Below are 20,141 nucleotides of genomic sequence, written 5' to 3' on the forward strand. Positions count from 1 at the left end.
ACGTAGCTGCGCTTCGCCGCCCTTCGGTCTGGGCCGTCCCCCTGCTGCCCGGCCCACACCGAGGGCACTCCGTCCCTCAGCGGTGGACGAACTCCGGCGGCCGCTTGTCGACGAAGGCGCTCATGCCCTCCTTCTGGTCCATGGTCGCGAACACAGCATGGAACAGCCGCCGTTCGAAGCGGACCCCCTCGGTCAGGGTCGTCTCAAAGGACCGGGAGACCGCCTCTTTTGCCATCATCGCGACAGGGAGGGACATGCCCGCGACGGTTTCGGCGACCGCGAAGGCTTCGTCGAGGAGGTCCACAGCGGGGACGACCCGTGAGACGAGGCCGGCGCGTTCCGCCTCGGTGGCGTCCATGGTGCGGCCGGTCAGGCACATCTCCATCGCCTTGGCCTTGCCGACGGCTCGGGTCAGCCGCTGGGATCCGCCGATGCCCGGGATGACGCCCAGTTTGATCTCCGGCTGCCCGAATACGGCGGTGTCGGCGGCCAGCAGGATGTCGCAGAGCATGGCGAGTTCGCAGCCACCGCCAAGGGCGAAGCCGGAGACGGCGGCAATGGTGGGGGTGCGCAGTTGTCCCAGGCGGTCCCAGGCGGTGAACCAGTCGCTCAGGTACATGTCGAGATAGCCCTGCGGGGCCATCTCCTTGATGTCGGCTCCGGCTGCGAACGCCTTCGTGGAGCCGGTCAGGACGATGCAGCCGATGTCCGGATCCCGGTCGAGGGCCTCGGCTGCCGCGACGACCTCGGTCATGACCTGGAGGCTGAGGGCGTTGAGGGCCTTGGGGCGGTTGAGGGTCACCAGGGCGGTGCGGCCCTTGCGTTCGACGAGGATGGTCTCGTAGGGCACCTGTTGGGGGTCGGTCATGCGGGGGTGCCGCCCTTCGCGTCGTCCTTGGGTCCGAGTCCGTGTTCGGGGGCGGTTCTGTCCCTCAAGGTTTGCAGGATCCCGGAGAAGTCCTCGTTGGCTCCTGCTCCGGCCGCATACGTGGCGTACAACTCGGCTGCCTTCAGTCCGAGTTCGGTGGGTACGCCGCCCGCGCGTGCTGCGTTGGCGGCCAGGCCGAGGTCCTTGGCCATCAGAGGGGCGGCGAAGCCGGGGAGGTAGTTGCGGTTGGCGGGGCTGGTGGGGACGGGTCCCGGCACGGGGCAGTTGACGGTCAGGGCCCAGCACTGCCCGGATGCGGTGGAGGCGACGTCGAAGAGTGCCTGGTGGGACAGGCCGAGGCTTTCGCCGAGGACGAAGGCCTCGCTGACGGCGATCATCGAGATGCCGAGGATCATGTTGTTGCAGATCTTCGCGGCCTGCCCCGCGCCGGCCCCGCCGCAATGGACAGCCTTCTTGCCCATGGCAGCGAGCAGCGGCTGGGCCTCTGTGAATTCCCTCTGGGCGCCGCCGGCCATGAAGGTGAGGGTGGCGGCCTCGGCGCCGACGACGCCGCCGGAGACGGGGGCGTCCAGGGCGCGCATGCCGGCGGCGACGGCCGCTTCGTGGGCGGAGCGTGCGTCGGCGACGTCGATGGTCGAGCAGTCGATGAACAGCGTTCCGGGCCGGGCTGCGGTCAGCAGCCCCTCGTTCCGGTACAGGTCCAGGACATGACGCCCCGCGGGCAGCATGGTGATCACCACGTCTGCTGCGGTCGCGGCCTCCACCGACGACCCGGCCGCTTTGACCCCGGCACCGGCAGCGGAGGCGAGGAGGTCGGGCACCAGGTCGAAGCCGATCACCCGGTGGCCGGCCTTGACGAGGTTGGCGGCCATCGGGCCGCCCATGTGTCCGAGGCCGATGAAGCCGATGGTGCGGGTGTCGCCGTTCACCAGGGCACCTCCTGCGCTGATGCGAGTGGGGCGAGGCCAAGTCCCGATTCGGGTCCGGACGGCTCGGGTGGTGTGAAGAACCGGTCCACGTCCGCGTCGGTGACGTCGGCCAGGGTGTCCGGTGACCACTTGGGGGCACGGTCCTTGTCGATGACCTGAGCGCGGATGCCCTCGGTCAGGTCGTGCGAGGAGAGGGCGGCGCAGGAGATCCGGTACTCCTGTTCCAGTACGCGTTCCAGGGGACTGAGCCGTCGGGCACGTCGCAGTGCGGCGAGCGTGACCTTGAGGGCGGTGGGCGACTTCTCGGTCAAGGTCTCGGCGGCCCGTGCGGCCTCGGGAGCAGGGTGGGCACGCAGGCACATGATGATCTCTTCCACCGTGCCGGCGCGGTAGCAGGAGTCGATCCAGGCTCGCTGTTCGGCGAGTGCGCCGGGCGGTGGCTGTCGCACGTAGCGTTCCAGGGTGTCCCAGACCTCGGTGGTGGTGAGGTCGGCGAGGAGGTGGGGCAGGAGGTCTGCGGGGATGAAGTGGTCGGCGAGGCCGCAGAGCAGGGCGTCGGCGGCGCCGACCGGTGTGCCGGTGAGCGCCAGATGGGTACCGAGTTCGCCTGGTGCGAGGCCCAGCAGGTAGGTGCCGCCGACGTCGGGGACGAAGCCGATGCCGGTCTCGGGCATGGCGATCCGGGAGTGTTCGGTGACGATGCGGACGCTGCCGTGGGCGGAGACTCCGACGCCGCCGCCCATCACGATGCCGTCCATGAGGGCGACATAGGGCTTCGGGTAGCGGGCGATACGGGCGTTGAGCCGGTATTCGTCCCGCCAGAACGCTGCCGATGCCCTTCCTCCGGCCTGCGCGTCCTCGTAGATGAAGCGGATATCACCGCCCGCGCACAGACCGCGCTCCCCCGCGCCCGTGAGGATCACGGTTTCGACGGCGGGGTCCTGTTCCCAGGCGGTCAGCGCGTCGTCGATCCGCTCGACCATGGTGTGAGTGAGGGCGTTGAGGGCGCGGGGGCGGTTGAGAGTGATGCGGGCGGCGCGGCCCTCGGTGGCCAGGAGGACGGACTCGTCGGTGCCGGTCATCGCAGTGCCTCCGTCAGGCCGCGGGCCACGATGACGCGCATGATCTCGTTGGTTCCTTCCAGGATCTGGTGCACCCGCAGGTCGCGGAGGATCTTCTCGATGCCGTATTCGGTGAGGTAGCCGTAGCCGCCGTGCAGTTGGAGGGCGCGGTCGGCGACGGAGTAGCCGGTGTCGGTGGCGAACCGCTTGGCCATCGCGCACAGTTGCGGGGCCTGTGGGTCGCCGCGGTCCAGTGCTTGTGCGGCCTGGTGGACCAGGGCGCGGGCTGCGGCGAGTTCGGTCGCCATGTCGGCGAGGCGGAACTGGAGTGCCTGCGCGTCGAGCAGGCGCCCGCCGAACGCCTCGCGGTCGGCAAGGTGGACCAGGCTGCCGTCCAGGGCGGCGCGGGCGCCGCCGAGCGAGCAGGCGGCGATGCCGAGCCGGCCACCGTTCAGCCCGTTCATGGCGATGCGAAACCCGTCGCCCTCCCGGCCGAGCAGCCGGTCGGCGGGCACGCGCACGCCGTCCAGGACCACTTGGCGGGTGGGCTGGGCGTTCCAGCCCAGCTTTTTCTCGTTCACTCCGAAGGACAGCCCGGGGTCGTCCTTGTCGACGAGGAAGGCGGAGATGCCGCGTGGGCCGTCGTCACTGGTACGGGCCATGACGACGTAGACCTGAGAGGCGCCGGCGCCGGAGATGAATTGCTTGACGCCGGTGAGGAGGTAGCTGTCGCCGTCGCATACGGCGCGGGTGCGCAGTGCGGAGGCGTCCGAGCCGGCGCCCGGTTCGGTCAGGCAGTAGCTGCCCAGGTCCTCCATGGCGCACAGTCTGGGCAGCCATCGTTCGCGCTGGGCGGCGTCGCCGTAGTGGTCGATCATCCAGGCGACCATGTTGTGGATGGAGACGAAGCCGGCGATGGAGGGGCAGCCGGAGGCCAGCGTCTCGAAGATCAGGACGCCGTCGGCCCGGCTGAGCCCGCTGCCACCGGCCTCCTCCCGGACGTAGATGCCGCCGAGGCCGATCCCCGCGGCCTTGCGCAGGACGTCCACCGGGAAGTGTCTGTCCTGGTCCCACTGCACGGCGTTCGGGGTGAGGTGGTCCTGGGTGAAGTCGAGGGTGGCCACGACGAGGGCGAGCTGGTCGTCGGTGAGCATGGTGGTGGTCATGGCGCTCACTGCATGGTCGGGAGGGTGAAGCTCGCGCCCTCCTTGGCCCCGGAAGGCCAGCGCGAGGTGACGGTCTTGGTGCGGGTGTAGAAGCGGATCGCGTCCGGCCCGTGCTGGTTGAGGTCGCCGAAGCCGGATCGCTTCCAGCCGCCGAAGGTGTGGTAGGCGACCGGCACCGGGATGGGCACGTTCACGCCGACCATGCCGGTGTTCACCCGGCGGGTGAAGTCGCGGGCGGTGTCGCCGTCCCGGGTGAAGATCGCGACGCCGTTGCCGTACGGGTGCTCGCTGGGCAGCCGCAGTGCCTCCTCATAGTCGGCGGCCCGCACGACACACAGCACGGGGCCGAAGATCTCCTCCCGGTAGACGCGCATCTGCGGGGTGACCCGGTCGAAGAGCGAGGCGCCCATGAAGAAGCCGTTCTCGTGCCCAGTGAGCGTGAAGCCCCTTCCGTCCACGATGAGTTCTGCGCCTTCATTGACGCCGATGTCGACATAGCGGCGTACGCGGTCGAGGGCATCCCGGCTGACCAGCGGCCCGAAGTCGGCCTCGGGGTCGTCGCTGCGGCCGATGCGCAGCTGCCCGATCCGCTCCTTCAGCCGCTCCACCAGGGCATCCGCGGTGGTCTCGCCGACGGGGACGGCCACGGAGATCGCCATGCAGCGCTCTCCCGCCGAGCCGTAGCCCGCCCCGATCAGCGCGTCGACAGCCTGGTCGAGGTCGGCGTCCGGCATCACGATCATGTGGTTCTTGGCGCCGCCGAAGCACTGGGCACGCTTGCCGTGCGCGGCCGCGGTGGCGTAGATGTGCGCGGCGATCGGGGTCGAGCCGACGAAGCCGAGCGCACCGACCCGGGGGTCCGTCAGCAAGGTGTCGACGGCTTCCTTGCCCCCGTTGACGACGTTGAGGACGCCTGGCGGGAGGCCCGCCTCCAGGAACAGTTCGGCGAGCCGGAGCGGTACGGAGGGGTCGCGTTCGGAGGGTTTGAGGATGAAGGAGTTGCCGCAGGCCAGCGCGGGCGCGGCCTTCCACAGCGGGATCATCGCGGGGAAGTTGAACGGGGTGATGCCGGCGGTGACGCCGATGGGGCCGCGCAGGGAGTGCACGTCGATCCCGCTGCCGGCGTTGTCGGTGAACTCACCCTTGAGCAGATGCGGGATGCCGGCGGCGAATTCGACGACCTCCAGTCCGCGTTGCAGGTCTCCGTGGGCGTCGGCCACCGTCTTGCCGTGCTCGGACGACAGCAGTCGGGCGAGTGATTCCCTTTCCCCGTCGACCAGTTGGAGGAATGTCAGCAGCACGCGGGCTCGGCGTTGCGGATTCCATTCGCCCCACTCACGCTGAGCCTCGGCGGCATCGGCGATCGCCGCCTCGGTCTCGGCGCGGTCGGCGAGCGGGACACGCGCCTGGACCTCACCGGTGTTGGGGTCGTACACATCGCCATAGGTCCCGGAAGTGCCCGGGGTGTGCTTGCCGCCGATGAAATGTGCCAGTTCACGGACCATGAAAGCCTGCTCTCCGTCAGGTGAGATCCGGGGATGGCGCGCCGGCCCGGCACGGACGCCGGACGGCGTGCGCACGGGCAGCACGAGAAACGCAGGGCTGGGCAACCGTCAGATGCCGGTGATCGGTAGCCGTCGGTTTCGCCGGTCGAGAGCGTGGGTGCACACCGGTGCCATGCGTGTCTGCTCCATCCTCGTGGACAACACGGAACACCCCGCGGCCGGTATCCTGACTCCCGGATCAGCACACGCTCCCCGGCCTTCCCGACGGACTTCTCCGTCAGTGGCCGGTCTCTTTCGGGGAGCGCATTCCCCGGTCACAGTGGCGGGACCGCGCCGGAATCGCACCGGCTTCCCTGCACCGCGGGCCTTGCCCCCGAACATATAGTTGGACGTCCTAGTAAGTCCACCCCGCCACGGCCCGCACAAGAGCGCTTCGCAGTCGCGCACGCCGCCGGTTGCGGCCCGTGGAGCGGGCCTGGCCGGGATGTGCGCCTGCGGTCGCGCGCGCTCAGGCGTCTTGTTCGGCGACGGGGTAGGGCACGAAGGTGCTCCTGTTCTCGTCCACCGCGAGCCGGCGGTCCAGTGGCGGCACCGCCCGCTGCGGGCAGTCGGTGCGTTCGCAGATGCGGCAGCCCATGCCGATCGGGGTTGCCGCCGCGGCGTTGTCGAGGTCCAGGCCGTCGGAGTAGACCAGCCGGGAGGCGTGCCGGATCTCGCAGCCGAGGCCGATGGCGAAGGTCTTGCCGGGCTCGCCCCAGCCACCGCGGTGCCGGGTGATCGCGCGGGCGGTCCACAGGTAGCGCTGCCCGTCCGGCATCCCGGCGATCTGTACGTGGATACGGCCGGGGCCGCGAATGCCTCGTAGACGTTCCACAGGGGGCAGGTTCCGCCCGCGCGGGAGAAGTGGAAGGCCGTCGCGGACTGTCGTTTGGACATGTTTCCCGCGCGGTCGACGCGTACGACCTCGCCGGGGCGGATGCCGATCTTTGTGGCGAGTTCCTCGGCGGCGAGATCGGTGTCGTGGAGGTAGTTCCGGCGGCGGTAGAAGAATTCGCGGATCTCCTCATGTGCGGAACGGGGCAGTGCGGTGATGGTCTGCCCTCTTCCCTCCGCGGCTTCGGACAGCCGCTCGGCGAGCTGATGGTTGCGGCGGCCGAGATCGACCAGCACCCCGGCGACGGCCGGCCTGCGGGAGGCGAGTTCGGCGAGGTCGGAGGAGGACACCCGGTCGGCGGTGATCTCGTTGACGAGGGCATCACGCAAATCGGCGACCAGCCGGCTGGTGTCGTGCTCGGAGAAGAACCCCGCATCGACGCCGAACACCTCGGTGAGACGGAGCAGGACCGGGACGGTCAGCGGGCGCGAGTCGTGTTCCATCTGGTTGAGGTAACTGGGAGAGATCTCCAGCATCCGCGCCAGGGCCGCCTGGCTCAGGCACAGGGCCGACGGATCGTAAACGGGACCCCACAAACCTTCTTCAGCCCGGCGACGAGATCTGCGACCGCTGGAATTGCCCAGCCGGTGTTTCCCGGCGCCGGCCCCGCGCGTGCGCCGACGGCTGATGGCTGACGTTCAGAACGATCCGCTGGCGCTCCTTGAGCTTCCCACCGCCCGTCCGGCCATGACTCACCTCTTCAGCCAGGCGGAGAGATGTCGCGACTGGGGCTGTGCCGGGCTTCCGAATTCGATCGCTTCCGCGGCTTGGCTCCCCGCGGATCCGAGGTCGTCGTGCCGCTCAACGCCCTCCGCCGAGTCCGGCACGGCGCCGACCGCATCCAACCGCCACCAACGAGCCCACACCGTCGCGTTGGCGGCGATTCGGAGGGGCGCTTAGCGTGGGAGGGACGGCGGTTCGTACACAGTTTCCGTGCGCGCGGCCGGACCGCCCTCGACGTGGAGGACCGGGATGGCATCTGTCTCCTTCCTGCTCGTGGCCGTGATCCTCACGGCGCTGGCCTTCGACTTCACCAACGGGTTCCATGACACCGCCAACTCGATGGCCACCTCCATCGCCACCGGGGCGCTGAGCCCCCGGGTCGCCGTCGCCGTCGCAGGTCTGCTCAATCTGGGCGGCGCCTTCCTCTCCACGGAGGTGGCCAAGACGATCTCGGGCGGCATAGTCCAAGACAGCAAAGTGTCCCTGGTGATGATCTTCGCCGGGCTGATCGGGGCGATCCTGTGGAATCTGGTCACCTGGCTCCTCGGGCTGCCCTCCAGCTCGTCCCACGCCCTGTTCGGCGGGCTGATCGGCGCGGTGTGGGTGGGGGCCGGGGGTTCCGCGGTGCGCTTCGGCGCGATCATCGAGAAAATAGTGATCCCTGCGGTGGCCTCGCCGGTCGTGGCCTGCGTGATAGCGCTGCTGGCCACCTACCTCGCCTACATGATCACCCGGAGGACCTCGCGCCGCACCGTCGGGAAGGGCTTTCGCGCGGGACAGATCGGGTCTGCGTCCTTGGTGGCCCTGGCGCACGGCACCAATGACGCCCAGAAGACGATGGGGGTCATCACCCTGGCACTCATCTCGAGCGGGGTGCTCAGCCATGGCGCGGGGCCGCCCTGGTGGGTGGTGCTGAGCGCGGGCCTGGCGATCTCCCTGGGCACTTACGTGGGCGGCTGGCGAATTATCCGGACCATGGGTAAGGGACTCACCGACATCCAGGCCCCGCAGGGCTTCGCCGCCGAGACCAGCGCGACCGCGGTGATCCTGGCCTCGTCGCACCTGGGGTTCGCGCTGTCGACCACCCAGGTGTGCACGGGCAGCATCCTCGGCGCGGGGCTGGGCCGCAAGCTGGCACACGTGCACTGGGGCGTCGCCGGACGGATCGCGGTGTCCTGGCTGCTGACGCTGCCGTCCGCGGCCGCGGTGGGAGGCCTGGCAGCGTGGCTGGCCGACCAGGGCAACGTGGGGGTGGCCCTGGTCGCGGGCATCGCGCTGGCCGCCGCGGCGGGCTTCTACGTGCTCTCGCGCCGCCGTCCGGTGAGCCCGGAGAACGTCAATGAGGTGCCGGCACCTGCCGCGGAGCCCACCGTCAGGTCGGCCGCCTGAGCCGGGCGGGCCGTCGTCGAGGAAGGGGAGCGGGATGGACATCGACTGGGGCACTCTCGCCGGGGTCTTCGGTGTCAGCCTCGGGATCACCGTGGTGGTGGTCGTGATGTTCTCGCTCGGACTGGCCGCGTGGGCCCGCGCCGGGCACGGCGAGCCCGCCTCCGACGTGCCCCGGGGCCGGCACCAGAAGGTGGCGGCCGTCACGGCCGTGCTGTGCTTCGCCGCCTGCCTCTCGGTCGCGGCCTACGGGATCGACCTGATCGTTCCCGGCTGACTCCACCACACCACACCACTCCACCCGACCGGTATCCGGCGTGCCCCACACTCGGAGCACCGGTGGAGACAGACGTCAAGAGCACGGAGCCGCAACGGGGGGAGCAGGGGGCGTTCACCGTGCGCGCGCGTCACCAGGGCTGCGGGGCTCTGGGGATCAACGCCATCAGCCTGCCAACTCCGGCCGCCGTACGCGCGGATGCTGCCCTGTTCCCACAGCGGCGGTGCCCACAGCTGAACGCACTCGGACCGTCACGGGCCTCACCAGAGCTTGCCCCGTCGCTTCCCCCTGGGCCAACACCCAGCAAATCATCCACGAGCAGGCCGCATTACCCATCAACCGTGCTGGGACAAACGCTCTTTACGTCGATTGCCACCAGCGATGCCGTGAGCACGCAGCGCCACCGGCATGCCCGCGGGAGCGCACGGCCCAGCGTGCGCCGTGCACTGCATCGCCGCAATCTGGACGCATGACCTATCGGTGCGCGACGAAAGGTGACCCATGAAGTTCGCAGTCATCGGCGGTACCGGTCTGATCGGGTCGCAGGTCGTGAATAAGCTGAACGCCGCCGGGCACGAGGCCGTGCCGCACTCGCCGGCCACAGGTGTCGACGTGATCACCGGCCAGGGCGTGGAGGAGGCGGTGGCCGGAGCAGACGGCATCGTCAATCTGACGAATTCCCCGACCTTCGACGACGCCTCTCCCGCCTTCTTCCAGACCTCGATGGACAACCTCCTGGCCGCCGGCCACAAAGGCGGGGTGGGGCACTTCGTCATCCTCTCGATCGTCGGCGCGGACCAGGTGCCCGGCCTCGCCTATTACCGTGCCAAGGTCTTGCAGGAAGACATCCTCAAGGCCGGGCCGATCCCCTATTCGATCGTCCACGCCACCCAGTTCATGGAGTTCATCGACGCCTTCATGTCCTGGACCACCGAGGGCGACACCGTCCGCCTGCCCACCACCCCACTCCAGCCGATCGCCGCCCAGGACGTCGCCGACACCGTCGCCGAAGTCGCCGCCGGTACCCCTCTGAACGGAACCCTCGACGTCGGCGGTCCCGACGTCCGTCCCCTCGACGAACTCGGCCGGATCACCCTGAACGCCCGACCCGACGGCCGCACGGTCATCACCGACGACACCGCCGGCATGTTCGCCGCCGTCGACGGCGATGTGCTCACCACCAAGGGCAACGCACGCATCGCCCCCACCCACTACACCGACTGGCTCACCTGACGCGGCCGGACCACCACTGGAGACCTCGCCATGTCGCACAACGAACAGGTGGCAGACAGCGCCGAGGGTCAACCGCGCTCGGAAGCATGGAAGACGGCGCTCACCGTGCTGCAATCGGCGAAACCGCCGTTCATTCCTGAGGGGGCGGAGGCGATGACGGTTGTCGTCGAGTTCCCTCCCGGCGATCCCGGCACCCCTCCGCACCGGCACTCGGGACCTGCCTTCGGCTACATGCTCGAAGGGGAGATGCTCTTCGAGCTGGAAGGTGAGCCGGAGCGGGTGATCCAGGCCGGGGAGACGTTCTGGGAGCCGGGCGGCGATGTCATCCACTACCAGGACGGAAACAACCGGACGGACTCCCGGAGCCGCTTCCTCGTCACCATGATGTGCGCACCGGGTCAGCCCATGCTCACTCTGGCCGACGACGAAGAGCTGGCCCGGCGCCGGCACCTACGAGCTCCCCGCCCAGGCACGTGACCCGCCACTGACAGCCGGTGCATCTGCGGAGGACGGGCAAAGGACGGGCAATTACCATGGACAAATATCCCCATCAGGGGCTTGAACAGGGGCGGAGGCTCTGCCGACCGCTCCGCAGCCCGAGCGCAGCGCGGCGCTCTCCAGCGCCCCGCGCTCTCTGATGCGCTTCTCGGATTTCCCAGGGAGCATTCCCATGGCTGGTCAAACCGCCTCCATCATCCTCGAACCCGAGGCACAGGAGCTCGCCGACGCAACCTCGCAACATCCGTTCCTGTACGAGCTGGATCCGACCGCAGCCCGCAAGGTGCTCGACGACCTCCAGGCCGCGCCGGTCGACAAGCTGCCGGCCGACGAGGAGTGGGTTTCGGTTCCGGCAGCGGTGGGCGATGTACGGGTACGCATCGTCAAGCCGCAGGGCGCCACCGGAACGCTGCCCGTGGTGTTGTACATGCACGGCGGTGGCTGGGTGCTGGGCAATGCCGGTACCCACGACCGCCTGGTGCGCGAGTTGGCGGTCGGCGCCCGTGCGGCAGTGGCCTTCGTGGAGTACACGCCGTCGCCCGAGGCGCACTATCCGGTGGCCATCGAGCAGGGCTACGCCACCGCGCAGTGGATCGTCCGCGAGGGGGCGTCCAAGGGGCTGGATGCACAGCGCATGGCAGTGGCCGGGGAATCGGTCGGCGGGAACATGACCGCCGCACTCGCCCTCATGGCCAAGGAGCGCGGTGACGTCAACTTCGTACAGCAGTCGATGTACTACCCGGTCACGGATGCGGCCATGAACACCGGTTCCTACGACCAATTCGCCACCGGCTACTACCTGAGCCGCAAGCTGATGGAATGGTTCTGGGACGCCTACACGACCGACCCGGACCAACGCGCGGAGATCACCGCGTCTCCCAACCACGCCACCGTCGAACAGCTCTCCGGCCTGCCGCCCGCCCTGCTGATCGTCGACGAGGCCGACGTGCTGCGCGATGAGGGCGAGGCGTACGCCGCCAAGCTCCGAGCAGCCGACGTGCCGGTGACCACGGTGCGCTACGACGGCACGGTCCACGACTTCATGATGCTCAACTCGCTGAGTGACTCCAAAGCCGCTCGCGGAGCCATCGACCAGGCAACGACGTTCCTGCGCAACGCACTCGGAACCGCCCAGGACTGATTCGTCGGGCGCTGAGAGACGAAGAGGTCACTCATGCTTCCTCAATCCATGCTCGCGCTCGTAGCCGGAAAGGTCGGCGAGCCTACCGATGTCCTGCGGCTGGAATCCCTGCCTGTGCCCACGCCGGAAGCCGGGCAGGCGTTGATCCGTGTGAAGGCGACTCCGATCCACGCCAGTGATCTGCACGTGCTGCGCGGCCGTTACGGTTTCTCCCCCGAGTTTCCCGCTGTCGGGGGTCACATGGAGTGCGTGGGCCGTATTGAGGCCCTGGGCCCGGATACCGAGGGACTAAAGATCGGTGAGCGTGTGGTGGCCGTTGCTGTCCCGGCGGTACCCGGGCCGCCGCATGTGACCGGCACTTGGCAGGAATACCTTGTTGCCGATACACACAGGCTTCTGCCGGTCCCCGGCCATCTGAGCGACTCCAGCGCCTGCCAACTCGCCGTCAACCCGTTGACCGCGCTGCTCCTCGTGACGCGCGAACTCGACGTACAGCCGGGTGAATGGTTGTTGCAGACGGCCGCGGGCTCCACCGTCGGCCGGCTCGTCATCCAGCTGTCCAGGCATCTGGGTATGCGCACGGTCAATGTCGTGCGGCGACGTGGTGCCGTTGAGGAGATCAAGGCGCTCGGTGGTGACGAGGTCATCTGCACCGAGGACGAGGACCTGTTGCAGCGGGTGGCCGAGATTGCAGGACCGGCCGGCGTGCGCAAGGCCATCGACTGTGTCGCGGGACCCGTAGGTGCCCAGGTATTCCAGGCCTTGGCTCCGGGGGGAGAGACCGTGGTCTACGGCGCGCTCTCCACCCATCGGCAGACTGATCCGGCAGCGCTGACGATCCCGCTGCAGGCACGCTCGCTCATCTACGAGACCAAAGCGGTCCGTGGCTTCTGGCTGAACCGCTGGTTCGGCACTGCCTCACCTGAGGATGCGCTGCACGCGCTGTCCCAGGTCCGCAGTCTCGTCGCTGAGGAAGTGCTGAGCATCCCCCAGGGCCGGCCGTTCCCGCTCGAACGCTTCACTGAAGCCATCACACTCGCCGAAACACCCGCACATGACGCCAAGCCCCTCTTCGTCTTCGCAGACGGCCGGGACGAAGACGACAGGTAGGACGCGGCCCCGACGATCGGTCACCTGTCCGTGATCACCGGATAGGGCACATGGCTGCGCCGGTCCGGGTCGACGGCCAGCCGTCCGCCGGCCGGGGGCCGGGCCCGCTGGGCGCAGTCCTGGCGTTCGCAGATGCGGCAGCCCAGTCCGATCGGCGTTGCGGAGCTCGGATCGTCGAGTGCGGTGCCTTCCGCGTACACCAGGCGAGGGGCGTGCCGGAGTTCGCAGCCCAGCGCGACGGCGAAGTCGGCGCGTGGCGCGCGGTGTCCGAAGCCGCCTCGGGTGACGGTACGCGCCACCCAGAAGTAGCGCTTGCCGTCGGGCATTTCGGCGACCTGGGTGAGGATGCGGCCGGGTGCGGAGAACGCTTCGTAGACCGTCCAGAGCGGGCAGGTGCCGCCGAGGCGGGAGAAGTGGAAGTCGGTGGCGGACTGCCGTTTGGAGATGTTGCCGGCGCGGTCGACGCGCAGGAAGGAGAACGGCACGCCGCGGTGGCCGGTGCGCTGGAGGGTGGACAGCCGGTGGCACACGGTCTCGAAGCCGACGCCGAAGCGGGCCTGGAGCAGTTCGACGTCATAGCGGAGCTCTTCGGCCGCCTGGTGGAAGGCGGTGTACGGCATGAGGAGGGCGCCGGCGAAGTAGTTGGCCAGCCCGATCCGGGCCAGCCCCGCCGACTGGGACGAGCCCAGTTCGCTACCGGTCACCAGGGCGTCCAGCAGCGGGGCATGTTCCAGGAAGGCCAGCTGGGTGGCGAGTTGGAAGGCGCGCTGTCCTTCGCTGAGCCACGGTGACAGCAGGAGCAGCCCGCTGTCGGCGTCGAAGCGGCGTGCGTCGGCCGACCGTTCCGGCGCTGCCTGGACCACCTTGAGGTGATGGCGTTCGGCGAGCCGGTCGGTCAGCGCGTCGGCTGTTCGTCCCGCGGTACCGAGCCCCAGGCGTTCGGCGGTCCGCTCGGCCTCGGTGTCCAGTTCCTCGAAGTGGTTGTGGTGGGCGTAGAAGAAGTCCCGTACTTCGTCGTGGGGCTCGGCGGGCAGCAGGGCCGCGGTGTCCTCGGGGGAAGCGAGGGCCACTACCCGCTCCGCGGCGTCCCGGTAGCGGCGGTGCAGCGAGACGAGCGCCCTGGCCACCTCGGGATGATCGCGTGCCATGTCCACGGCCTCCTCCGGCAGCACCGGGGCGCCGCATGCCTCGTCGCCGAGGGCTGCCCGCAGATCGGTGGCCAGCCGCTCCTCGTCGGCCTCGGAGAAGAACTCCGGATCGATGCCGAAGACCTCGGCGATGCGCAGCAGCACCGGAGCGGTGAGGGGGCGCTGGCTGTGCTCGATCTGATTGAGATAGCTGGTGGAGAGGCCCAGGGCGCGGGCCAGTTCCACCTGGTTCATTCCCCGCTCACGACGCAGTCTGCGCAGTTTGGCGTGGGCATAGATCTTCCGTCCGGCAGGCCGTCCCATGCGGTGACCAGGCTCCTTTCCCTCGCTCTTTCCTGCGAAGGTAGCATCCGCACCTTTCGCGAGATTTGCAGATTCGCAGCTCATGGAGGGAAGGATTCCGCACTGTGGATCTGTCGCGCCGCGGTGGCGCGCAGGGAAAGCTGAGTGCAAGGTCTCTCCGTTTCGGGCACGCAGGGTACGGAGAATTCGCGGCCACCCCCAGGACGATCTTGTTCAGCCCAGGAAGCTCAGTCGAACCTGACGGTTGGCATTGGAGATGTTGGTGTCGACCAAGCAGACGGACTGCCAGGTACCGAGCGCCATCCGGCCCGCGATGACCGGGAGGGTGGCGTGGGGTGGGACGAGGGCGGGCAGGACGTGGTCGCGGCCGTGGCCGGGGCTGCCGTGACGGTGGCGCCAGCGGTTGTCGGCCGGGAGGAGGTCGTGCAGGGCGGCCAGGAGGTCTTCGTCGCTGCCTGCGCCGGTTTCCAGTACGGCGATGCCGGCTGTGGCGTGCGGAACGAAGATATTCAGCAGGCCGTCGCGGCCGTCTGCCGCCTCTCGGAGGAAGGCGGCGCAGTCGGCGGTGAGGTCGGCGACGGTCTCTGCCGAGCCTGTGGTGATGTCCAGGGTGCGGGTGGTAAATGCGGTGCTCATGTGTTCATTTTGGTACGGCCAACCTGCCCTGGCCCGCAACCCCGCGAGCCTCTTCCGCAATGCTGCCTCAATGCTCCGGCAACAACCGTCCACCAGCCGAGATGACGTTTGACCCCTCTCACAGCGCACCACTACGTTCAGCGACATGTCTCCATCAGCCCTGCTCACCACGCGCGGTCACATCGACCTGCTGCGGGTGGCCTCTGCCGCGTGTCGCGGCGGCGGCTGTTGCTGATGCCGGTGCGTTGCCTCTGCCGTTGTTGATGCCGGGCTAGGTTTCGCGGCTCCTTGCGGGACTCTTCCCAGGAATGCTGCGGCCCCTTGAGGCCGTTTCACGGCTTTCGCTCTCCCGTTGCGATGCTTCGAGTTTCGCTGCATCAGCCGTTTCGGGCTTTCCGGTTTGTCGCCACCTTGCACTGTCGCTCGGCTGGTTTTCCATTGCCTTTGCTGCCGTCGCCTGTGTGCTGTGTCGTCGTGCGTTCGTTTGTGCGCCCTCCTTCCCCAGCCCCGCCGGCCCCTTTTTTCCTCCCTCTCCTCCCTGTGGAGCATTCATGACTGTCGATCAGGTCGCGGCCCGCCATGTCCCACCCGATATATCCGGTGAAGCACGGCAACTGTCGCTTTCCAAGAGCGCGGAGACGGGGGTGACGTCCGCTTCCGGCGGCGCGGGTCCGGAACTTGCCCGCGTCGTTCCGGTCTCCGGTCGCCGGTGGTCGGTGCCACGGTGGTTGCGTCGTACGGTGGGGCCCGTCGCACTGCTGGTGCTGTGGCAGGTGCTCAGTGCGAGCGGTGCACTGCCGGCCGGCATTCTGGCCTCGCCCGGGACCATTGCTGCCACCGCCGGCGACCTGGTCTCGGACGGAACGCTGCCGTCGGCCGTGCTGGTTTCTCTCCAACGTGTCGTGGTCGGACTGCTGCTGGGTGGCGTGGCCGGTGTGGTGCTGGCACTCGTATCGGGGCTTTCACGGCTCGGCGAGGATCTGGTCGACGCGACGGTGCAGATGCTGCGCTCCATCCCCTGGGTCGGTGTGATTCCGCTGTTCATCATCTGGCTGGGTATCGGCGAGGCACCCAAGATTGCGCTGATCTCACTGGGTGTTGCCTTCCACCTTTATCTGAATGTCTATGCCGGGATTCGCGGTGTGGATGCGCAGTTGGTGGAGGCGGGGACATCGCTCGGGCTGAGCCGGTGGGGGCTGATCCGGCATGTGGTGCTGCCCGGCGCATTGCCGGGTGCCATGACCGGGCTGCGCTATGCGCTGGCCACCGCATGGCTCGCACTGGTCTTCGGTGAACAGATCAACGCCGACGACGGCCTCGGCTTTCTGATGAACCGGGCCAGGGAATTCTTCCGCACCGATGTGATCGTGGTGTGCCTGGTGGTCTATGCGTTCCTCGGGCTCATCGCCGATTTCCTCGTTCGTACCCTCGAAAGGCTGCTGCTGCAATGGCGACCGACGTTCACGGGTCAGTGACCGGCACCCGGCACGAGGAGCGTCCCCGCTCCGCGGGCTCCGACTCCGCCGTGCAGGCGGACGGGCTGGTGCGGGGCTTCGGCGAACGGGCCGTCCTCGACGGTCTGCATCTGTCCGTCCAGCCGGGCGAGTTCGTGGCGCTGCTCGGGCGAAGCGGGTGCGGCAAGTCGACGTTGCTGAGGGTGCTGGCCGGGCTCGACCGGGAGATCGAGGGTGAGGTGCTGGTGCCGCGCCGCAAGGCCGTGGCGTTCCAGGCGCCCCGGCTGATGCCCTGGAAACGGGTCTGGCGGAATGTGCTGCTGGGGCTGCCGGGACGGCCGGAACGCGCGGTCGCCGTACGGGCGTTGGAGGAGGTCGGGCTCGGCCATCGGGCGGACGCCTGGCCCAAGACGCTCTCCGGTGGGGAAGCCCAGCGTGCTTCGCTCGCCCGAGCCCTGGTGCGCGAGCCTGATCTGCTACTGCTCGACGAACCGTTCGGCGCCCTCGATGCACTCACCCGGATCACGGCTCAGCGTCTGGTGGCCGAGCTGTGGCAGGAGCGTGGCTGCGCGGTCCTGCTGGTCACCCACGACGTGGAAGAGGCACTGCTGCTCGCGGACCGGGCACTGGTGATGGAGGGCGGCCGGATCGCGTACGAGACCACGGTGGATCTGCCGCGGCCACGCGATGTCTCCGATCCGCGCTTCGGTGTGTTGCGTGCCCGTCTGCTCGGCCGGCTCGGCGTGCAGGGCGCGGAGGACAGTGAAGGTTCAGCGGCAGCCGGCGAAGGTGCGCCGGTGGCGGTGGGCCCTGGCCTGGCCGAGGCCTCCCCCTCCGGCACCGCGTGACATCAGAGCCGCGGGCGCGGCAGGCAGCCGCCCCTCCTCACCACCCACTCCCCCATTCCCTCCTCCTCTCACTCCCCCTCGCCCATCCCAGAACGAAACGGATGCCCCATGAGACCACGCCCTCTCGCCCCGGCCGCCCTGCTGCTCCCGCTCACCCTGCTACTGGCCGCCTGCGACGGCTCTCCGGAAGCCAAAGGGGCCGGCGGGGGTACCGGCAGCGGAACCGACGGCAAGGGGTCGCTGACGCTCAACGTCGGTGACCAGAAAGGCGGTTCGGAAGCGTTGCTGCGGGCCGCCGGGGAATTGGACGACCTTCCGTACAAGATCAAGTGGTCGACCTTCACCTCGGGGCCGCCACTGCTGGAGGCGGTCAACGCGGGGGCGGTGGATGTCGGTGCGGTCGGCAACACCCCGCCGGTGTTCGCCGCGGCGGCGAAATCGAAGATCAAGGTGATCGCCGGGACGCACAGCAGGTCGGACGGCGAGACGGTCCTGGTGAAGAAGGACTCCCCGCTCAAGCGGCCGGCGCAGCTGAAGGGCAAGTCGATCGCCGTTGCCCAGGGAAGCTCCGCGCACTACCAGCTCATTGCCTCGCTCAAGAAGGCCGGGCTGACGCCGAAGGACGTCACCCTCAACTACCTTCAGCCGGCCGATGCGCTCGCCGCGTTCACCCGGGGGAAGGTGGATGCCTGGGCGGTGTGGGACCCGTACACCTCACAGGCCCTGGAGCAGGCCGATGCCCGGGTGCTGACCACCGGGCAGGGGGTCGTCAACGGGCTGAGCTTCCAGGTTGCCGCACCTGCCGCGTTGGATGACAAGAAGAAGTCCGCGGCGCTGAAGGACTACACGGACCGGTTGCGGCGGGCGCAGAACTGGGTGTTCAAGCACCCCGGCACCTGGGCGAAGGCCTGGGCGAAGGAGACCGGGCTGCCGGACAAGGTGGCGCTGGACGCGGTCAAGCGCACCCGGGGGACGGCGGTCACGGTTGCCGTGGACAAGGCCGCCATCGCCTCCGAGCAGCAGATCGTCGACTCGTTCGCAGCGTTGAAGCTGATTCCCCGCTCCTTCGACTTCGGGAAGTTCGTCGACCCCCGCTTCAACGGCGGCCTGCCGCCTTCGGGCACGGCGCCGCGTACCTATGGAAAGGCTCAGTGAGATGTCCGTACACCTGCATTGGTTTCTGCCGACCGGCGGCGACGGGCGGACCCTCGTCGACCGCCATGCCTACACGGATGGCGGCATCCGGCGTGACCGCATCACGCCGGTCAGCGGGGTGCGGGCGCCGGACATCGAGTATCTGGCCCAAATCGCCAAGGCTGCCGAGCAGTTGGGGTTCGAGGCGGTGCTCACGCCGACCGGTACCTGGTGCGAGGACGCCTGGCTGACGACGGTGGCACTCACCCAGGTCACCGAGCGGCTGAAGTTCCTGGTCGCGTTCCGGCCCGGGGTGATCTCGCCGGTGCTGGCCGCGCAGATGGCCGCGACCTATCAGCGGATCTCGCGCGGGCGACTGCTGCTCAATGTGGTGACCGGGGGCGATTCGACCGAGCAGCGGCGGTTCGGCGATCATCTCGGCCATGACCGGCGGTATGCCCGTACGGATGAGTTCCTGCGAGTCGTACGGGGTGTGTGGGGCGGGGAACCGTTCGACTTCCAGGGTGAGCACTATCAGGTCGAAGGTGGTCTGACGGCGCTGCCGCCGGACCCGCTGCCGCAGATCTTCTTCGGGGGCTCGTCCGCGGCAGCGGGGCCGGTCGCCGCCCGGAACGTCGATGTCTATCTCACCTGGGGCGAGCCGCCCGGGGAGGTCAAGCAGAAGATCGACTGGATTCGCGGGCTGGCGGAGAAGGAGGGACGCACGGTCCGGTTCGGCATCCGGCTGCACACCATTTCCCGGGACTCCTCGAAGGATGCCTGGGCGACCGCCGGCCGGCTGCTCGACGACCTCGATCCGCAGACGGTCGCGGCCGCCCAACAGGCACTGGGCAAGAGCGAGTCGGTGGGGCAGCAGCGGATGCTGGCGCTGCACGGCGGCTCGCGGGACAAGCTGGAGATCTCGCCGAATCTGTGGGCGGGTGTCGGTCTGGTGCGCGGCGGGGCCGGCACCGCGCTGGTCGGGAGCCATGCCGAGGTGGCCGACCGGATCGAGGAGTACCACGCCCTGGGCATCGAGCACTTCGTGCTCTCGGGTTATCCACATCTGGAGGAGGCGTACTGGTTCGGGGAGGGCGTACGGCCGGAGCTTGCCGCCCGTGGGCTGCTGGCTGCGGTGCCTTCCCCACTGGACGGCGTGCCGGCCGCGAACGGCCGTACGGCGTCCGCACCGGGCGGCGCGCCACTGCTGATCGCCGGCGGCCGCTGAGCGGGTTTCGTGGGGCGCGACCGGCTGCCGCCGCCGTCGAACGCGTCGCACGGCCGGGTGCCGCTCCCCGGCCCGCCGGGGAAGACATCCGGCTCTCCCCGAGCCAGGTGAAGCATGAACCACACCGGGGTGCACGAGGTCGGGGCCGTGGTGATCGAGGCCGTGGATATCGAGGCCGGGCAGGCCGGCCTCATCCCCATAGGCACCCCCCACAGGCATCCCCATGGGCACCCCCACAGGCACCTCCGCGCGAACCCTTGCCCGAATCGCCATGCGAACACCTGAGCCCGGGAGCAATCGTTCGTCGGTAAGCATGATCGAAGAGGGCGGGGCTTCAATTGACTCAGCGCGACGGGCGATGATGACGGGGCGCAAGCGGCGGACTGCAGACCGTTACCGCGCCTCCGGTCGACTCCCCTTGCTGGGCCGGAGAGTTGAGTCCCACCACTTCAAGGAGAAGATCCCGATGGACATCCTCACCAATCTTCTGGCCCACATCCTCCACCTCGTGGGCTGGCTGGTCTGACAGGCCTCACAC

At 68.9% G+C, this 20,141-nt stretch carries 18 protein-coding genes, 1 pseudogene and 1 riboswitch; of the genes and pseudogenes, 11 read left to right on the forward strand and 8 right to left on the reverse strand.

All coding sequences use genetic code 11. The annotated features are described in order from the left end of the window. Nucleotides 1-76 precede the first annotated feature (76 nt). From ACWGJY_RS07900 to ACWGJY_RS07925, 6 genes and pseudogenes are all read right to left on the reverse strand, one after another. Nucleotides 77-868: an enoyl-CoA hydratase gene (locus ACWGJY_RS07900; protein ID WP_453259909.1), complete on the reverse strand. Its 792-nt coding sequence runs from the start codon at nucleotides 866-868 to the stop codon at nucleotides 77-79. Further along, on the reverse strand, nucleotides 865-1,818 hold the full coding sequence (gene mmsB / locus ACWGJY_RS07905; protein WP_453259910.1) for a 3-hydroxyisobutyrate dehydrogenase: 954 nt from the start codon (nucleotides 1,816-1,818) through the stop codon (nucleotides 865-867). Before mmsB ends, ACWGJY_RS07900 begins: the two co-directional genes overlap by 4 nt. After that, complete coding sequence (locus ACWGJY_RS07910; protein ID WP_453259911.1) at nucleotides 1,815-2,900, reverse strand: enoyl-CoA hydratase/isomerase family protein; 1,086 nt, start codon at nucleotides 2,898-2,900, stop codon at nucleotides 1,815-1,817. The genes mmsB and ACWGJY_RS07910 overlap by 4 nt, the downstream gene beginning before the upstream one ends. Then, nucleotides 2,897-4,045 (reverse strand): acyl-CoA dehydrogenase family protein, encoded by a 1,149-nt coding sequence (locus ACWGJY_RS07915; protein ID WP_453259912.1) that lies wholly within the window; start codon nucleotides 4,043-4,045, stop codon nucleotides 2,897-2,899. The genes ACWGJY_RS07910 and ACWGJY_RS07915 overlap by 4 nt, the downstream gene beginning before the upstream one ends. Nucleotides 4,046-4,050: 5 nt before the next feature. After that, nucleotides 4,051-5,550, reverse strand: a complete 1,500-nt coding sequence (locus ACWGJY_RS07920; protein WP_453259913.1) for a CoA-acylating methylmalonate-semialdehyde dehydrogenase — start codon at nucleotides 5,548-5,550, stop codon at nucleotides 4,051-4,053. A gap of 199 nt (nucleotides 5,551-5,749) precedes the next feature. Beyond that, nucleotides 5,750-5,928: riboswitch (cobalamin riboswitch) on the reverse strand. A gap of 130 nt (nucleotides 5,929-6,058) precedes the next feature. Beyond that, a pseudogene (locus ACWGJY_RS07925) lies at nucleotides 6,059-7,020 on the reverse strand (short-chain fatty acyl-CoA regulator family protein). Between the two features lie 436 nt (nucleotides 7,021-7,456). Between ACWGJY_RS07925 and ACWGJY_RS07930 the strand changes: the two are divergent. The 6 genes from ACWGJY_RS07930 (at nucleotide 7,457) to ACWGJY_RS07955 (ending at nucleotide 12,852) form a co-directional block, all read left to right on the forward strand. Beyond that, complete coding sequence (locus ACWGJY_RS07930) at nucleotides 7,457-8,596, forward strand: anion permease (protein WP_453259914.1); 1,140 nt, start codon at nucleotides 7,457-7,459, stop codon at nucleotides 8,594-8,596. A 34-nt stretch (nucleotides 8,597-8,630) separates the two neighbouring features. Further along, the gene (locus ACWGJY_RS07935) at nucleotides 8,631-8,870 is read left to right on the forward strand and encodes a hypothetical protein (RefSeq protein WP_453259915.1); all 240 of its coding nucleotides are present in this window, start codon (nucleotides 8,631-8,633) and stop codon (nucleotides 8,868-8,870) included. A gap of 501 nt (nucleotides 8,871-9,371) precedes the next feature. After that, nucleotides 9,372-10,103: an SDR family oxidoreductase gene (locus ACWGJY_RS07940; protein WP_453259916.1), complete on the forward strand. Its 732-nt coding sequence runs from the start codon at nucleotides 9,372-9,374 to the stop codon at nucleotides 10,101-10,103. Between the two features lie 30 nt (nucleotides 10,104-10,133). Continuing rightward, nucleotides 10,134-10,580 carry a cupin domain-containing protein gene (locus ACWGJY_RS07945; RefSeq protein WP_453259917.1) on the forward strand — a complete coding sequence of 149 codons (447 nt, stop codon included), beginning with the start codon at nucleotides 10,134-10,136 and terminating at the stop codon, nucleotides 10,578-10,580. A gap of 193 nt (nucleotides 10,581-10,773) precedes the next feature. After that, nucleotides 10,774-11,742, forward strand: a complete 969-nt coding sequence (locus ACWGJY_RS07950) for an alpha/beta hydrolase (protein ID WP_453259918.1) — start codon at nucleotides 10,774-10,776, stop codon at nucleotides 11,740-11,742. A gap of 48 nt (nucleotides 11,743-11,790) precedes the next feature. Next, nucleotides 11,791-12,852: a zinc-dependent alcohol dehydrogenase family protein gene (locus tag ACWGJY_RS07955; protein WP_453259919.1), complete on the forward strand. Its 1,062-nt coding sequence runs from the start codon at nucleotides 11,791-11,793 to the stop codon at nucleotides 12,850-12,852. 20 nt (nucleotides 12,853-12,872) lie between these two features. Here the strand turns inward: ACWGJY_RS07955 and ACWGJY_RS07960 are convergent, their stop codons facing one another. Beyond that, complete coding sequence (locus ACWGJY_RS07960) at nucleotides 12,873-14,303, reverse strand: short-chain fatty acyl-CoA regulator family protein (RefSeq protein WP_453259920.1); 1,431 nt, start codon at nucleotides 14,301-14,303, stop codon at nucleotides 12,873-12,875. A 213-nt stretch (nucleotides 14,304-14,516) separates the two neighbouring features. Continuing rightward, nucleotides 14,517-14,939 carry a secondary thiamine-phosphate synthase enzyme YjbQ gene (locus tag ACWGJY_RS07965; RefSeq protein ID WP_453259921.1) on the reverse strand — a complete coding sequence of 141 codons (423 nt, stop codon included), beginning with the start codon at nucleotides 14,937-14,939 and terminating at the stop codon, nucleotides 14,517-14,519. Between the two features lie 145 nt (nucleotides 14,940-15,084). Here ACWGJY_RS07965 and ACWGJY_RS07970 point away from each other — a divergent pair, with 145 nt between their 5' ends. The 5 genes from ACWGJY_RS07970 (at nucleotide 15,085) to ACWGJY_RS07990 (ending at nucleotide 19,603) form a co-directional block, all read left to right on the forward strand. Further along, nucleotides 15,085-15,174 carry a putative leader peptide gene (locus ACWGJY_RS07970; protein ID WP_453259922.1) on the forward strand — a complete coding sequence of 30 codons (90 nt, stop codon included), beginning with the start codon at nucleotides 15,085-15,087 and terminating at the stop codon, nucleotides 15,172-15,174. Nucleotides 15,175-15,490: 316 nt separating this feature from the next. Beyond that, nucleotides 15,491-16,414, forward strand: coding sequence for an ABC transporter permease (locus ACWGJY_RS07975; RefSeq protein ID WP_453259923.1), 924 nt, complete (start codon nucleotides 15,491-15,493; stop codon nucleotides 16,412-16,414). Further along, a complete protein-coding gene (locus tag ACWGJY_RS07980; protein WP_453259924.1) occupies nucleotides 16,387-17,241 on the forward strand; it encodes an ABC transporter ATP-binding protein in 855 nt (284 codons plus the stop codon). Before ACWGJY_RS07975 ends, ACWGJY_RS07980 begins: the two co-directional genes overlap by 28 nt. 108 nt (nucleotides 17,242-17,349) lie before the next feature. Next, entirely contained in the window at nucleotides 17,350-18,396 is a 1,047-nt protein-coding gene (locus tag ACWGJY_RS07985; RefSeq protein WP_453259925.1) for an ABC transporter substrate-binding protein, read from the forward strand. A 1-nt stretch (nucleotide 18,397) separates the two neighbouring features. Next, nucleotides 18,398-19,603 carry an LLM class flavin-dependent oxidoreductase gene (locus ACWGJY_RS07990; protein ID WP_453259926.1) on the forward strand — a complete coding sequence of 402 codons (1,206 nt, stop codon included), beginning with the start codon at nucleotides 18,398-18,400 and terminating at the stop codon, nucleotides 19,601-19,603. The last annotated feature ends 538 nt before the right edge of the window (nucleotides 19,604-20,141 follow it).

The sequence above is a fragment of the Streptomyces sp. NPDC054765 genome (genome assembly GCF_053612065.1).

Bases quoted from the DNA above. Each gene is read 5' to 3' on its own strand.
- ACWGJY_RS07900 (WP_453259909.1), bottom strand. From the start codon at position 868: ATGACCGACCCCCAACAGGTGCCCTACGAGACCATCCTCGTCGAACGC.
- ACWGJY_RS07910 (WP_453259911.1), bottom strand. From the start codon at position 2,900: ATGACCGGCACCGACGAGTCCGTCCTCCTGGCCACCGAGGGCCGCGCC.
- ACWGJY_RS07915 (WP_453259912.1), bottom strand. From the start codon at position 4,045: ATGACCACCACCATGCTCACCGACGACCAGCTCGCCCTCGTCGTGGCC.
- ACWGJY_RS07920 (WP_453259913.1), bottom strand. From the start codon at position 5,550: ATGGTCCGTGAACTGGCACATTTCATCGGCGGCAAGCACACCCCGGGC.
- ACWGJY_RS07930 (WP_453259914.1), top strand. From the start codon at position 7,457: ATGGCATCTGTCTCCTTCCTGCTCGTGGCCGTGATCCTCACGGCGCTG.
- ACWGJY_RS07935 (WP_453259915.1), top strand. From the start codon at position 8,631: ATGGACATCGACTGGGGCACTCTCGCCGGGGTCTTCGGTGTCAGCCTC.
- ACWGJY_RS07940 (WP_453259916.1), top strand. From the start codon at position 9,372: ATGAAGTTCGCAGTCATCGGCGGTACCGGTCTGATCGGGTCGCAGGTC.
- ACWGJY_RS07945 (WP_453259917.1), top strand. From the start codon at position 10,134: ATGTCGCACAACGAACAGGTGGCAGACAGCGCCGAGGGTCAACCGCGC.
- ACWGJY_RS07950 (WP_453259918.1), top strand. From the start codon at position 10,774: ATGGCTGGTCAAACCGCCTCCATCATCCTCGAACCCGAGGCACAGGAG.
- ACWGJY_RS07955 (WP_453259919.1), top strand. From the start codon at position 11,791: ATGCTCGCGCTCGTAGCCGGAAAGGTCGGCGAGCCTACCGATGTCCTG.
- ACWGJY_RS07960 (WP_453259920.1), bottom strand. From the start codon at position 14,303: ATGGGACGGCCTGCCGGACGGAAGATCTATGCCCACGCCAAACTGCGC.
- ACWGJY_RS07965 (WP_453259921.1), bottom strand. From the start codon at position 14,939: ATGAGCACCGCATTTACCACCCGCACCCTGGACATCACCACAGGCTCG.
- ACWGJY_RS07970 (WP_453259922.1), top strand. From the start codon at position 15,085: ATGTCTCCATCAGCCCTGCTCACCACGCGCGGTCACATCGACCTGCTG.
- ACWGJY_RS07975 (WP_453259923.1), top strand. From the start codon at position 15,491: ATGACTGTCGATCAGGTCGCGGCCCGCCATGTCCCACCCGATATATCC.
- ACWGJY_RS07980 (WP_453259924.1), top strand. From the start codon at position 16,387: ATGGCGACCGACGTTCACGGGTCAGTGACCGGCACCCGGCACGAGGAG.
- ACWGJY_RS07985 (WP_453259925.1), top strand. From the start codon at position 17,350: ATGAGACCACGCCCTCTCGCCCCGGCCGCCCTGCTGCTCCCGCTCACC.
- ACWGJY_RS07990 (WP_453259926.1), top strand. From the start codon at position 18,398: ATGTCCGTACACCTGCATTGGTTTCTGCCGACCGGCGGCGACGGGCGG.